This window comes from Deinococcus sp. LM3, assembly GCF_002017875.1.
Lineage (GTDB): Bacteria > Deinococcota > Deinococci > Deinococcales > Deinococcaceae > Deinococcus.
The window spans coordinates 47256-60577 of the sequence record NZ_MUFV01000004.1 but is presented as its reverse complement, the minus strand read 5'-3'; the positions used below and the strand labels follow the sequence as shown (position 1 = coordinate 60577).

The following is a 13322-nucleotide window of genomic DNA, read 5'->3' as shown; positions in this document are numbered from 1 at the left end:
AGACTCAACATGAACACACCCGCATCCCACCGCACGCAGGGCTTCACCCTCATAGAACTCCTTGTGGTCATCGCCATCATCGGCGTCCTCGCCGCCATCCTGCTCCCCACCTTCAGTGACGCGCAGAAAAAACCCAACGACACTGCCGCCCTCCAGTGCGGCCGGGCCATCATCACGGGCGCCGTGGCGTACCGCGCCGGGAACGGCGGCACACTCCCCGCCGCGCCCTTCTCCCCAGACGTCCTCGGCGCGGATGTCCGCGAGGCCTGCGCGGGGCAGCGCGTCATGCCGTACGCCGTGCCCACCTCCACCGCCGGGGCCGAGTACGCCATCACGAGCCTCGACAGCAAAGGCCTCCCGTCATTCTTCGTGGCGAACAGCCGGGGCAGCGGCGCGTTCGCCTCCAACAGTGACGATGCGTTCTGTGGTCCGAAGGGCTGCAAACTCTACTTCCTCCGCTGGTCCGCCTGGGGGCTCTGATGACCAATCGCACACAGGGCTTCACCCTCATCGAACTCCTCGTCGTCATCGCCATCATCGGCGTCCTCGCCGCCATCCTGCTCCCCACCTTCTCGAATGCGCAGAAGAGACCGCATGACACCGCCGCCGTCCAGTGCGGGCGGGCGATCATCACCGCGCAGACCACCCACAAGATCAGCACGGGCACCTACGCGACCTCCCCGGCCGCGCTGGGCGCTGACGTCACCGAGGCGTGCGCGGGCGTGGAAGTCCAGAGTTACGCCGCAGGATTCGTGCCCGGTACCGGCCAGGCCGGGAACGGCGCGATCGGCGCGGACACCCTCAACTACAACTTCTGGGTGTACAGCCGCCGGGGCAGCGCGTCGTACTACACCAGCACTGGCGACGGCTGGAAACTCCGCCAGTACAGCACCTACTGATGCGCCCCGACCCCCGGGTCCTGCATGACCGCCATGCGCAGCTCACCCAGGACCTCACCCGCGTCGCCCTGGAACTCGACCACCTCGCCCGCATCGCCCTCACCCACCCCACCCCCGACGTGCACGTCAACCTCCAACGCCGCCACGCGGACCTGCACACCCAGTTGCAGGACATCACCCGCGAAACGCAGCGCGTGACGCACCTCCAGTCCCAGACTCAGGAGCCCCCCATGAACCAGCACACCCAAGGTTTCACCCTGATCGAACTCCTCGTGGTGATCGCCATCATTGGCGTCCTCGCCGCCATCCTGCTCCCCACCTTTAGTGACGCGCAGAAGCGACCGTACAACGTGGCTGCCCAGCAGTGCGGCCGGGCCATCGTCGCCGCGCAGATCCCGTACCGCGCGGGCACCGGGTCTTACACCAGCGATCCAGCGCAACTGGGACCGGACGTCAAGGAAGCGTGCCAGGACGCGGGCGTGCAGGTCGGCGTGCACGCCACGTCCCCCACCGCCGCCACCTCGGCGTACCTCATGAGTGGCGCGAACGACGTCAGTTTCGCGTTCACAGCCTTCCACCCCAGAGGCACCGGCTTCTACCGGTACTGGCTGACTTCTCCCAACCCCGTGGCGAACGGCGACCGACTGAACACCCTCTTCCCGTACTGACCCATGCCCCGTCCCACGCTCTGCGTGCGGAGTCGCGCGCCTCCCGCGCTGCCCGCCGTGTCCGCCCGCACCCGTCGCGTCTCATCCCCTCGAGGTGATCCATGAAGAAGTTCCGTACTGTTCTGCTGACCCTGATTCCCACTCTCGCCTGCGTGGCCGGCGCGTACCCCGTGTACCCGCCCGCGGACGGCCTGGAGTACTCGACCGAGAGCGTCACGTTCATCACGCCGTCGGTCAGTCCGTCGTCCTACTGCCCGATCTGCCAGCCCTGATCGGTCCATGAGTTGCACGGGCACGCGCAGTGGCGCGTGCCCGTGTCGTTGGTGGGGTGCTCGGGGGCGTGTCAGGGGCCAAACAAGGAGGGCTGCGCGGTCACAGGCAGGGCACTGGCCGCCTGCTCGGGGAGCGCGGAGATCTCGCGGAATTCCAGCCCACGGTTCTCCAGTTCCAGGCGCGCGGGCGCCGTGATGGACGGCGCAGCCAGGATGCCCCGCACGGTCGCCCGATTGCCGACGGTCTGCTGCACGGACCGAACGTACCGGGCCAGTTGGGACACGGCGTGCTGGGTCGCGCGGCCGCGTTTGAGTTCGACGACCACATAGCGGCCCTGCGCGTCTTGCGCGTACAGGTCGATACCGCCGGACTCCACCATCAACTCCCGGTTCAGCACGCGCAGACCGGGCTCGATCAACTCCGGGTGATCCGCCAACGCCTGCTGCATCTGCGCTTCAGACCCCTTCAGCACGAACCCCCCAGCCTGCGCGAGTTCCAACGCGAGAGCCACCTGCGGTTCCAGGAACACCACCTGCACCAGCTCCTCCGGACTCCGCCGGGAAGCCAGCAACATACACACGTCCTCCGCGACTTCCGCTGTGATGCGGTCTGTTTTCGGTTGCCAGTTCATCGGCTTGATGCCAGTCGGGTGATGGATCTGCAGACTGCCATCCTGCTTGATCAGCACCAAGTATGTCCCCAGATCGGCCGTACTGGCTGCGCGACCCAGGTAGGTGACCTCGGCCAGCCCCGCCACCTGGATCAGACAGTCGCGGGTGCGCGTATGGCGGTTGAGGAACGCCGCGAGGTCCTGCGGGGACGGCGCTGTGAGTTGCTCGCGGATCATGGAGCCAGTTTGACGGGGACACAAGCGGCCTGCCGTGGTCCGAGGCGCATTCGACTGAAACGAAGACGCGGCCCGCACCCGACTATGGGTACTGGCCGCGTGCGGTCACGATTGAGGGTGTTCAGATGCACTCGGGGCAGATCATGCGGCCTCCTTTGGGTCGGGCAGCGCCCTGGCCGTGGGTCTGAGGGTACTGCCCGACCGAAGTCACTGCTGCCGCACATGCCTCAGACCTCTGACGGCTCACCCTCGGGGCGTGCGGCCTGCTGCCGCCGCGCTCTCTTGTGCAGCACCACCAGCGTGCCCAGCAAACCCCGCGCGTCATCCAGCGGCTCCAGCACGCTTCTCGCCTGCTCCGGATCAAGACCGCCCACCATCTCAGGCAGAGCAGCAAGTTCTTCCAGCACGGCCAGAAGGCCACCGTCCCCTTCAATCGCGACCCGCACCTGTTCCAGCAGTTCAGCGGCCGTCCGAGGGCGCAGCTCGGCCACCGGAGGCAGCACGGGCCCCGCAGGATGCTCAATGGCGAGCTCGGGCACCTGAGCGAGTGGCGGAATCGAGATCAGGTCGGCGGCAAGAGGGGGAGGTGCGCTGTTCTGCACGTCCACATCCGGTAACGCCGTTGGTTGGATAGGGTTCCCCGACGAGCGCACGGCGTTCTCAATGGTCGCCAGGATGCGTTCCCCGTACGCTTCAATCCGCTTCGGTCCCAATCCAGCGATGCCGCCAAAGTCCGCCATAGTTCGCGGGCGACGTTCAGCGAGTGCGGCCAGCGTCGCGTTCGGGAAGATGAGGTACGCCGCGTATCCCGTCTCACGGGCCAGATCCCGGCGCAGTGAACTCAGCGCCGTCGTGATCCCCTCGTCGGCGAGTGACGCCCCGAGTGCGTCGGGCTGAACTTCAGCAGGACGCGGCGTTACCTCGTCGACGTGGAGGATGTCCACGACTTCTGGCCTCCGGACCACTGGCGCCGTTGCCATCGCCACATCATCACCAGTAGGCGGCACGACGTCGAGCGGGCGCTCCATAGATCGGACGGAGTCACTGGGCCGTGCGGGCAGACCTGGGCCTGGCCGCACGCTCCGAATGGGCGTCAGACCGAACTCATGGGCCTGCACGGTACCTAGCGGGCGCGGCGCCGCCTCATGCACGCCATCCCGGATCACCTGCAAGACTTCCAGCCCGTACTGCGCCAGACGCCGCTCCCCAATGCCACGAACGGTGCCAAGGGTGTGCAGACTGCCGGGCCGCAGTTCCGCAATGGCCTTCAGGGCCGTGTCACTGAACACCACGTACGGCGGGACGCCCAGCTGCGCGGCGCGCTCAGCCCGCCACGCGCGTAACGCCAGGAATAGCGGCCGGTCCTCATCTCCGATGACGGCCTGCGCCACCCGTGCCGCGTCCCTCACCCGTTTGGGCGTCCGCACCACGAGTGTGTCCTCGCGCAGCAGCAGCGGCGCCGTGCCCGCCAGGATTGACCGGGCTTTGGCCGTGGTCGTCAGCCCGTTGTGCGGGCCCGCCGTGAGGTACCCCAGGCTGACGAGCTGGCGCAGCACGCTCCGCCACACCCGTAACCCGTGGTCCTTCCCGATACCGTACGTGGGCAGGGACCGATGCCGCCGGTTCTTGTCGTTGTCCTTGCCCATCAGGATGTCCGTGAGGTACGCCGCCCCGTACCTATTCCCGGTGCGCACGGCCGCAGACAGGGCCATCTGCGCCTCCCGGGTCATGTCCCGCACGATGGGCGGGTTCAGGCAGGTGTCGCAGTTCCCGCACGGGCCAGGGTGATCCTCCCCGAAGTACGCCAGGAGGACTTCCCGGCGGCACGCGGCCGTCTCGCAGTACGTCAGGAGCGCGTCGAGTTTTCCCGCCTCCACTCGCTTGATGTCCGGCGGGGCGTCGCTGTCGGTGAGCATCCGGCGGACGTTCACGACGTCCGCGAGGCCGTACACCATCCAGGCGGTGCTGGGCAGCCCGTCGCGTCCGGCGCGGCCGGTCTCCTGGTAGTACCCTTCCATGCTCTTGGGCAGATCAAGGTGCGCGACGAAGCGCACGTTGGGTTTGTCGATGCCCATGCCGAACGCGACGGTTGCCACCACAATCACGCCCTCGTCATTCAGGAAGCGCTCCTGCGCGCGGCTCCGCTCCTCCTGGGACAGTCCCGCATGGTAGGCCACCACCGGCAGGCCCTGCTCTTGCAGCCACTTTGCAGTGTCCTCGACGGACTTCCGGGACAAGCAGTACACGACGCCCGCATCCCCCTGGTGTTCAGCCTGAATAAAGTCCAGCAGCTGCTCTTTGGGCTGCTCCTTGGGGGCCACCCGGTACTGGATGTTCGGGCGGTCGAAACTGGAGAGGAATTCAGAGGCGTCCTCCAGGCCCAGCACGCGGCGAATATCTGCGCGGGTGCGGTCATCGGCAGTGGCCGTCAGGGCAAGGCGGGGGATGTCAGGGAACTCGCGGACCAGGACGCTGAGTTGCTGGTACTCCGGGCGGAAATCGTGACCCCACTGGGACACGCAGTGCGCCTCGTCCACGGCGAACAACGCGATCGGCGCCTGGTGGAGCAGTTCCAGGGTGCGTGGCAGCAAGAGGCGTTCCGGCGCGATGTACAGGAGGTCGAGTTGCCCATGTTGCACCGCGTGTTCTACGGCACGGGCAGCAGATGGGGCCAGGGTGGAATTCAGGTATGCCGCTCGCACGCCGAGCTGCCGCAGGGTATCCACCTGATCCTTCATGAGGGCGATCAGCGGCGAGACCACGATGCCCACGCCAGGGCGCACCAGACTGGGCACCTGATAGCACAGGCTCTTCCCGCCACCCGTGGGCATGAGGACCATGGCGTGCTGACCGCTCGCGACCGTGCGGACGATATCGCCCTGCGTCCCGCGAAAGTCGTCATATCCCCAGATCCGCTGCAGGATATCCCGCGCCTGGGTGAGCACATCCCCCGTCATCACCGCCAGTTTAGCCGATTCTGCTCAAGGCAGAATCCAACGCGGTCAGGATTCAGCGTGCCAATCAGTTTGCTCCCTTCCTCCGCCCGCGGCACTGTCTGGCAGATGCACGTGCGGGCGTGAGGAGGTGCCAGTACACTCATCAGGTGCCCCCACAACTCCTGGACTCGTCACCCATTCCCACGCCGGCTGTGCTCACCGGTCAAGTAGCCAGTCCTGCACGTCGCGAGCAATCCATCTGCCCGGAGTGCCTAGATGTTGAGCAGGCTGATCCGTGTGCGGAGTGCTGAGTCCAAAGACCGCCGTTCGTGACCGTGAAGCCACTCGTCTGATCCAGGTGGTGTTCCTCCTGGGGACTGGACAACGCGTCACCCTGAATGTTGAAGACGGCACGTGGCAGCAGCGACAGCCCGCACCGGTCCTCGCCGCCCTCTCCGAACGCTTGGCATGGAACACAGATCTCCCTTTTGAGCAGGGGCTCCACCTCTCGGCTCAGCAGGTTGGAGCAACAATCATCCACCTGGAATGGGTTGACCCTATGGAACTCCCGGCACAGCCCATGGTGGGTGTCAGCTGAGCCCTTCGGGTCCTTGCTGCTAGGCTGAACAGGGGATGGGACCTGCGCGCTCCTGTCTCTTTTTCGCTCTGAAATGCAGGCCACTATCCGGTGACGTACGTCATCCAACGGGGCTGGAACGCCGTCATCATGACCCCGTCGCTGTGCCACGAAAACCCGGTTGCTCATGTGGGCATATCGCCGGCAATCTGGCGTGGCAAACTGAGGCATGACAGTACCAATTCGTAATCGCCTGAGCCCCTACGTGGTGATTTTTGCCGTCCTGGCATGCGCAGAGGCCATCATGGCGATCCTGTGGATCGCCACGTTGGGGCTGAGCAGCGACGTATACCCCACAGTGGGATACAGCGCGATTTTCGCTGCGCTTACCGCTGTCGCGTACGTTCGAGGCGTTCCGTTTGGAGGTACCTCACTCAATGGCTGGCTCCGCGCGCGCGCGCACTACATGAGCCTGCTCGCCGCCGTCATCATCCCCGTCGCTGCTGCGATCGGCATCGCGGCAATCGGGGTGTACGGCACACTCTTGGCCATCGTGGCCGCCGGCCTGAGCATCCGCCACGGCGCTCAATAGCGCACCGTTTGCATCCAGCACCCCGTTCGCGTCTGTCACGCGAATGGGGTGTTCGTCTAGAAACCCACTGTGGGTTCATCCCGACACACCTGTGGCATTCGCGGGTGCCTCCGTATGACATGCTGCGCGGCATGTCCCCGCACGACCAGGCGAATCTGGAGCAAGTCGCCCTGCTGACCGACCACCTCATCACAACAGCAGATACCGACACCCCCGAGGACTCCGCCCCTCACCCAGCCACCGACCTCCTGGACGTCCTGATCGTAGGTGGCGGCTTCGCAGGCTTGAGTGCCGCGCTCTACACGGCGCGCGGTCTGAAGCGTGGCCTCCTGATTACGAGGGGGCCGAGCCGGAGCGCGCCCAGCCCACATGCAGGTGGAGTGTTCGCCCACGACCGGCAGAGCCCAGCGGCAATCCTGGCCGCTGCTCGGGATGACCTGCGTCCATATGACTTCCCAGTGCTCGAGGCGGAAGTCACTGCACTGACTGGACAGAACGGAAACTTCACCGCGACACTCTCGACGGGTGAGACCATGCGGGCCCGGAAGGTCATCCTGGCGACCGGGGTGAGGGATGTGCTGCCCGAGACACCTGCCGGGCTGCGGGAGCAGTGGGGGAGAGGCGTGCACCATTGCCCTTACTGCTACGGATGGGAGCTCAGGGGCGGGCAGATCGCGCTGTACATGCCAGGCTTAAGCGGCCTGGGCGGCGTCCAAACGGTGCTGTATCACCAGAAGATCACGTGGGACGTCCTGGTCTGCACTGACCGCCCGGCGGACCTCTCCGAGGAACACCGCGCGCTGCTGCACGAGCGGGGCGTGACACTCATTGAAGAACCCCTGATCCGCGTGGATGGCCGGGATGGGGGTGGGGTGATACTCACATTCGAGAGCGGCCTGACGCTGAATCGGGACGTGCTCTACGCGCACGGGCAGAGAGAGCTGCGCGCGACCCTGGCGGAGCAGATCGGCTGCGAGATCGCCCAACATGGGATCACGGTCGACGCACAGCAGATGACGACCGTACCTGGCGTCTACGCCTGCGGCGACATCACAAAGGGCAACCAGATCGCGTTTGCGGTAGCAGGCGGCGCCATGGCAGCGATGCAAGCCGCGCACGCCATCTTCTATGACACTCTGCCCGATGGGGCACGTATGGGAGTGACGGTATGAATGCCCTGCTCGCCCATGTGCCCGCCCAGCTTGTGCCTGCGGTGTGCTGGCAACTCGCCCAGCAGGGCAGGGAGGAACTGACCGTGCCGGAAGTGGCGCACTTGCTCAGCCTGACATCAGAAGTTATGCAACCCTATGCAGTGGCCGACCGGATCAGGTGTGCGGACCTCCTGGCTACCCTTCACAGCCAGCACGTTGACGAAGGGAGCGGAAGTGACGGGCTTGGGCCCTGCAGCGGATGCTGACGCCACGCAAGTGAACACACACAGGAGTGACCATGACTGACAACAGACGATATGCCAATCCAAACGGCGCACCACCCGCAACCCCACAGGAGTTGGAGCTGTACCGTGACCTTTTACAGGAGGCGCTCCGGATGTTCTACGACTGTGACCGTGACCGCGAATTGGTCCGGCGTAGGCTAGGTGAACGAATGTTGGTAGGACAAGTGCGTCAGTACCTCACGGAATGCTTTGGTCACCTCGTCCCTCGCCCGGACGTGGATGGCGAGTACAACGCGAATGGGGCAGAAGACAAGCACCTGCGTGGAGTGACGGATACACACATTAGTGATGAGATTCGAAACGAACTCTCTCGCTTTCCAGGGAACTTCAACTTTGGTGGCCCTACGGCTCAACGCGCTGCTCTCTCGGGCGTGTCACCGGATCTCATCGTGCACCGACGTAACGAGAACGATCATAATCTCTTGATCGTCGAGGCCAAGCGCGCCAGTCAGATGAGAGCGCCCGACGTCTTGTTGGATATCGCCAAGCTGATTCAGTTCACCACGAGGAATCCGGCGGATCCCGCCCTCAGGTATGCATACCAGTTGGGCGTGTTCGTTGTGTTTGACCTCGATCGTGCCTACACGTTGGCCTTCCACGATGGCGCTCTGCGGCTAGACCTTTCCAATTGGGTGCCATAGGCTCTGACGCTGCACGTTGCATCTTGTGGGGACGCGTAGATCTCCCAGAGTGTGTCGGGTGTGCCCCACCGAAGCCTGTTCGTGGAACGAGGGATGACGGACCTCGAATCACGGTGGTTGAAAAGGTACGTCCTGCACGCTATAGAAATTGGCAAGCCCACAGGAAGGTCAGGAAGGCCCCTGCAAGTCTGATTGAGGGGTGTAGCAGGGGGATAACTCACATCGGCCGATGCGGAGTTGAACTGCTGTGGGTTCTGCACATCGATTGCCAGGTGTTGGGGGCAGTGCAGCCTTGCGATTCTGTAGAAGCTCCGGGTCTCTTTTATCTGCTCTAAACGTTTTTAGGTAAGATAAGACATGCCCGCTCTTCGGACAGCCCAATGACACTTGACCACTACCGCAACGGTAGACTGGCCCAGGCCCAAACGTGGGCTAGCCTGCCCGACGACGAACTTCGCCGCCGCGCCGTTCAGGCCGCCGGCGAAAAAGACATTGGTGGCTTGATCTCCCTCACCCAGGCGTATCTCACCCACGAGGGGGCCAGCGGCCTGCTCACCAGTCCCCGCACCATCGAGGCCTACACCCTGGGCGTCCGGCAGTTCCTCGATCACGCCACTTCGAATGCCGTGAACCTCCTGCGGCCTGGTCGCCGCGACGCTTCGAGTTACGTGGCCGCGATGCTGAGCGCGGGCCGCAAGCCTGCAGGCGTACAGCTCAAAGTGGCCGCCGCGAACTGCCTGTATCGGGCGCTGCGCTGGGCGGGCGCCACCGAGGCCGATCCCTTCATGGACGTGAAGATCCCCAAGGACCGCACGCCGGGCATCGTCAAACGCCCGCCGTACCAGGAAGACGAGCTCGCGGACGTTCTCGATCACGCGGACGTGCACGTGAAGTTCCTGCTGTTCCTCACTGCACACGCGGGTCTGCGGATCAGTGAAGCGCTCGCCCTGACCTGGGAGGATCTCGACGAGGCGAACCGGCGCGTCCATGTCCGCAGCGGCAAGGGCCGCAAGGAGCGCCTGGTCGCCATGAGCACCAGTCTCGCCCGCGCCACCCGCCACTACCGCGGCCTCTACGCCCCGGGCGGCCCCGAACACACGGACGGCAAGCGCACCACGCCCCGGGACCGCGTGTTCCGGTACGCCTCACCGATGACCGCCCGGTACCACCTGGACAAGGCCTTCCAGGCCGCTGGCGTGAAGTTCCGGGGCTTCCACCCGGGCCGGAAGTACGCCGGGACGCGGCTGCTGCAACAGGTCAAGGACTTCGGGCGGGTCGCGGCGCACCTCGGACACGAGAGTATCGACACGACAAGGAAGGGCTACGCGAAACTCGCCACCGATGACCTCAAGGATGATCTGGTGGGCTGGTGACCACATCCGACACAGCCAGATCCGAGATCTCCCCAATCTCGGCACTCGACTGATTCTCACACCGACGAACCGGCTGAGGCCGCCCCGCACCAACCGCGGCCGCAACCCATTCCTGCAGTTCAGCCAGCTGCGCGGCATTGGCCAGATCGTGATGATTCACCCCACCACCTTGACACGTCACCCCTCCGCACGCTGCCACACCTGACGCACCTCACCCGGCCCGCCACCGCCACGCGGACAGGTCTACCCAAGTCGCCGTCCCTCCCACCCCCGCACGCCGCACTTCCGCCCGCGTCAACGACAACCACAGCTGCTGATATGCAGTCTCCTGCCACTCGAAATCACCCGGAACCATCAAATCACCGTCCAGCGCAGTGCCCTCTAGCAGGGAAGCGACCACTCCGGATCGCACCAGCCACGCGCTCGTCACGAGCAGCGCGGGCAGCCTCTCCGGCACGATCCCCTGCGCCCGTAACGCCTCATCCGTCTGGGCCATCAACCGCACAATGCCCAGAGGCTCGTGATGCCGGTACGCCCCCACCCGGTACCCACCCGCCCACACGTACTGCTCCAACGGCATCCCAGACAAGGCCCGCGTCACCTCCGCCGCCCAGACCACCCGCCCATCCGCATGCACCGCCCGAAGGGGCGTCCAGCGCTCCGCACCGTCCAGCAGATCAACCCCTCGCACCAGACTGCACCCAGCCGCGGCCGCCGTACTCTGCAACTCCAGGTGATCATCCGCTGTCAGGACCGCTGCCTGGACCGTGCTCCGCAGCATGCCCCGTTCCGCCGGGCTGCTCAGATCGAAGCTCCCACCACGTCCGACCGCGCGAGTGCCCTGCACGATGAACGCCTCGTGTCCCGCAGGCCCACGTAGCGTGAAGGCTGTGACCCGTCCCTCCCGCATCGAGACCTCCACTTGCTCCGTAGGTCCAGCCTCCATCACCTCCCGCATGAGGTGCCGCGCCGGATCCAGCGCGCAGGTCACCGGGGGCACGCGCCGGCGACGGAAGAAGGACGGCAAGAAGGTCATGCGCTCACCGTAGTTGCGCTCGGGGTGACGGACCGTCACCCCCACGACCCGCACACTGCCGGACATGATTCCTGCACTCCAGCAACTTCTGGTCACGCCAGACGGCGCGCTCCCCACCGCCCACGCGGTCACCCTGGCCCACACCTCCTCCACAGGGGACACCACCCGGTTCGCCGTTCTAGCCACGACGCCCGCCGCCGCGCGCCGCCTCCGGGCTCTGCTCCCCCTCATCGACGGCCTGGCGTCAACCGAACATCACCTTGTGACGCAGGGCGATGAGCACTGGCTCATCACGACCACCGGGCATGCGGGTCGCTTGCGCCCGGCCCCTCAGGGCGGTTTCGACCTCGACGACGGCTTCGGGCAGCACCTCGGGTACCTCCCCACGGCGCACTTGGACCGCGCCGTACAGCTCGCGACAGACCATCTCAACGCGGCACAGCAGGAGGCCAAATGAACCCCACGGATACGATCGTGCTCATCACACTCGTCCTGCTGGGGGCCGTCAGTGCCGCCAGCGCCTCGCGGATCGGGGGCACCCTCCCCTTCACGCTGCTCCTCCCACCCGCTGCTGTCCTCAGCGTGACCCTCCTCAGCCACCCCGCCGGGCTGCTCGTGGCAGCGGCCCTGACCGTCCTGGCCTTCACCCTCGCGTTCGCACCCCGAGCGACCGCCGTCCCCATTACTTCCCGGGATGCACTCCTGATCACCTTGACCCTTTTCATTGGCCTGGTGGGCTACGCCACGCTGCAAGGCGGCGTGCCCGCCCCCGCCTACGCCATGATCATCGGGCTCACTGCCGGGTGCCTCGGCGCCGTCCACGCCCTCAACCCCGCCCCGGAACTCGCCCTCTTCGGACGGAACAGCTGGCACACCGCACTCGCCCTGTTCACCCTGCTCACCTTCGCCATCGGCGCGACCTTCACGGAGTGGTTGGGCCTGCTCAGCGCGGCCACCCTACTCCTGATCACGTTCGGCCTACGCGCCCTCCAGGCCCGCCGGTCACCCCCAGGCGACTCACGCTGAGACCATGCACGGCTACCAGCACACCACCGTTAACCTGACCGCCACGTCCATCACGTGCGGCGCCCTGATCCTCGCGGGATACGCAGAAACTGCCCTGGCCCTCGGAGCGGGTCTCGCCTTCGGCACGCTTCTCGTTACGCCGGACCTGGACCTCCACCGCAACGACGCCAGGCGCCGCTGGGGCAAGATGCGCTTCATCTGGGCACCCTACGCCGCCCTCAGTCGCCACCGCGGCATGAGCCACACCTACCTGGCTGGGCCCACGATCCGCCTCGCGTACCTCGCCCTCTGGGCGGCCCCGCTGGTGTGGGGCGCGCAGCACTTGCAAATCACCCCTACGCTCCCCAGCTGGAATCACATGACCATCGCCGTCATCGGGTACTTCCTCGCACAGTGGCTGCACCTCCTGTGTGACGGCATCATGCCCCTGGATCGATCACACCACACGCGACGCTGAGCACGGCACAACTGCATCCAACACCGCCGAAATCACGTGCGCGGGCAGAGGCTCGCCCCGCAGGATTTCAGCGCTCTCCTGCACACTCCTCGACACCCGGTACGGCCGCGCCTCGCGCAGCGCCACATACACGTCTGCCGCTGCAATGAGCGCTGTCAAGTCCGGCAGCGAACGCAGCTGGTCCGGGTACCCCTGGCCATCCAGGCGCTCATGGTGATGCCGCACCGCATGCAGGACTGCCAGCGGCGCGTCCGGCCACCACTTCCGGATCAGACCCTCCCCCTCCACCGGATGCGCCCGCACCAGCGTCCACTCCGACGCCGACAGGGCCCGCTCCGCCCCCAGGATGTCCACCGGCACACTGATCTTCCCCACGTCGTGCAGCAGCCCAGCCACGTACGCCACTTCAGGATCAATCCCCAATGCAGGCGCCGCCCACCGCGCCAGGTGCGCCACGTCCAGGGCGTGCTCGCGCCCACAGGCCTCAAGAACGCCGCCAACGGACGGCCACAGGGTGATGTCGTGCATACCGGCAGCCTCC

General features: G+C 65.8%; 15 protein-coding genes. 11 read left to right on the top strand and 4 right to left on the bottom strand.

The features are described from left to right. Window positions 1-9 precede the first annotated feature (9 nt). From BXU09_RS22015 to BXU09_RS21045, 4 genes are all read left to right on the top strand, one after another. Window positions 10-480 (top strand): type II secretion system protein, encoded by a 471-nt coding sequence (locus BXU09_RS22015; RefSeq protein ID WP_078305633.1) that lies wholly within the window; start codon window positions 10-12, stop codon window positions 478-480. After that, on the top strand, window positions 480-899 hold the full coding sequence (locus BXU09_RS17555; RefSeq protein WP_078305632.1) for a type II secretion system protein: 420 nt from the start codon (window positions 480-482) through the stop codon (window positions 897-899). The genes BXU09_RS22015 and BXU09_RS17555 overlap by 1 nt, the downstream gene beginning before the upstream one ends. Beyond that, window positions 899-1567 carry a prepilin-type N-terminal cleavage/methylation domain-containing protein gene (locus tag BXU09_RS17550; RefSeq protein WP_346417601.1) on the top strand — a complete coding sequence of 223 codons (669 nt, stop codon included), beginning with the start codon at window positions 899-901 and terminating at the stop codon, window positions 1565-1567. Before BXU09_RS17555 ends, BXU09_RS17550 begins: the two co-directional genes overlap by 1 nt. A 101-nt stretch (window positions 1568-1668) precedes the next feature. Continuing rightward, entirely contained in the window at window positions 1669-1839 is a 171-nt protein-coding gene (locus BXU09_RS21045; protein WP_168174666.1) for a hypothetical protein, read from the top strand. A 71-nt stretch (window positions 1840-1910) separates the two neighbouring features. Here the strand turns inward: BXU09_RS21045 and nucS are convergent, their stop codons facing one another. After that, a complete protein-coding gene (nucS, locus tag BXU09_RS17545; protein ID WP_078305631.1) occupies window positions 1911-2687 on the bottom strand; it encodes an endonuclease NucS in 777 nt (258 codons plus the stop codon). 227 nt (window positions 2688-2914) lie between these two features. Next, window positions 2915-5644, bottom strand: a complete 2730-nt coding sequence (recQ, locus tag BXU09_RS17540; protein ID WP_144012339.1) for a DNA helicase RecQ — start codon at window positions 5642-5644, stop codon at window positions 2915-2917. Between the two features lie 785 nt (window positions 5645-6429). On the opposite strand from recQ, the gene BXU09_RS17530 reads away from it, so the two are divergent. The 4 genes from BXU09_RS17530 (at window position 6430) to BXU09_RS17510 (ending at window position 10262) form a co-directional block, all read left to right on the top strand. After that, complete coding sequence (locus BXU09_RS17530) at window positions 6430-6792, top strand: hypothetical protein (RefSeq protein WP_144012338.1); 363 nt, start codon at window positions 6430-6432, stop codon at window positions 6790-6792. A 131-nt stretch (window positions 6793-6923) separates the two neighbouring features. Beyond that, complete coding sequence (locus BXU09_RS17525; protein WP_078305770.1) at window positions 6924-7964, top strand: NAD(P)/FAD-dependent oxidoreductase; 1041 nt, start codon at window positions 6924-6926, stop codon at window positions 7962-7964. A 277-nt stretch (window positions 7965-8241) separates the two neighbouring features. Beyond that, window positions 8242-8889, top strand: a complete 648-nt coding sequence (locus tag BXU09_RS20485; protein WP_144012337.1) for a hypothetical protein — start codon at window positions 8242-8244, stop codon at window positions 8887-8889. Between the two features lie 500 nt (window positions 8890-9389). Then, window positions 9390-10262 (top strand): site-specific integrase, encoded by an 873-nt coding sequence (locus BXU09_RS17510; RefSeq protein ID WP_346417600.1) that lies wholly within the window; start codon window positions 9390-9392, stop codon window positions 10260-10262. A 211-nt stretch (window positions 10263-10473) separates the two neighbouring features. On the opposite strand, the gene BXU09_RS17505 is transcribed toward BXU09_RS17510, so the two are convergent. Further along, the gene (locus BXU09_RS17505) at window positions 10474-11364 is read right to left on the bottom strand and encodes a hypothetical protein (RefSeq protein WP_078305625.1); all 891 of its coding nucleotides are present in this window, start codon (window positions 11362-11364) and stop codon (window positions 10474-10476) included. Between BXU09_RS17505 and BXU09_RS17500 the strand changes: the two genes are divergently transcribed. The 3 genes from BXU09_RS17500 to BXU09_RS17490 are packed head-to-tail and all read left to right on the top strand — an operon-like array spanning window position 11363 to window position 12781. Next, a complete protein-coding gene (locus BXU09_RS17500) occupies window positions 11363-11755 on the top strand; it encodes a hypothetical protein (RefSeq protein ID WP_078305624.1) in 393 nt (130 codons plus the stop codon). The two genes, BXU09_RS17505 and BXU09_RS17500, sit on opposite strands and share 2 nt — an antisense overlap. Further along, window positions 11752-12324: a hypothetical protein gene (locus tag BXU09_RS17495; protein ID WP_078305623.1), complete on the top strand. Its 573-nt coding sequence runs from the start codon at window positions 11752-11754 to the stop codon at window positions 12322-12324. Before BXU09_RS17500 ends, BXU09_RS17495 begins: the two co-directional genes overlap by 4 nt. Before the next feature lie 4 nt (window positions 12325-12328). Then, window positions 12329-12781 carry a DUF2227 family putative metal-binding protein gene (locus tag BXU09_RS17490; protein ID WP_078305622.1) on the top strand — a complete coding sequence of 151 codons (453 nt, stop codon included), beginning with the start codon at window positions 12329-12331 and terminating at the stop codon, window positions 12779-12781. Here BXU09_RS17490 and BXU09_RS17485 read toward each other — a convergent pair. Then, a complete protein-coding gene (locus tag BXU09_RS17485; protein ID WP_078305621.1) occupies window positions 12761-13309 on the bottom strand; it encodes an HD domain-containing protein in 549 nt (182 codons plus the stop codon). The genes BXU09_RS17490 and BXU09_RS17485 overlap by 21 nt on opposite strands. Window positions 13310-13322 lie beyond the last annotated feature (13 nt).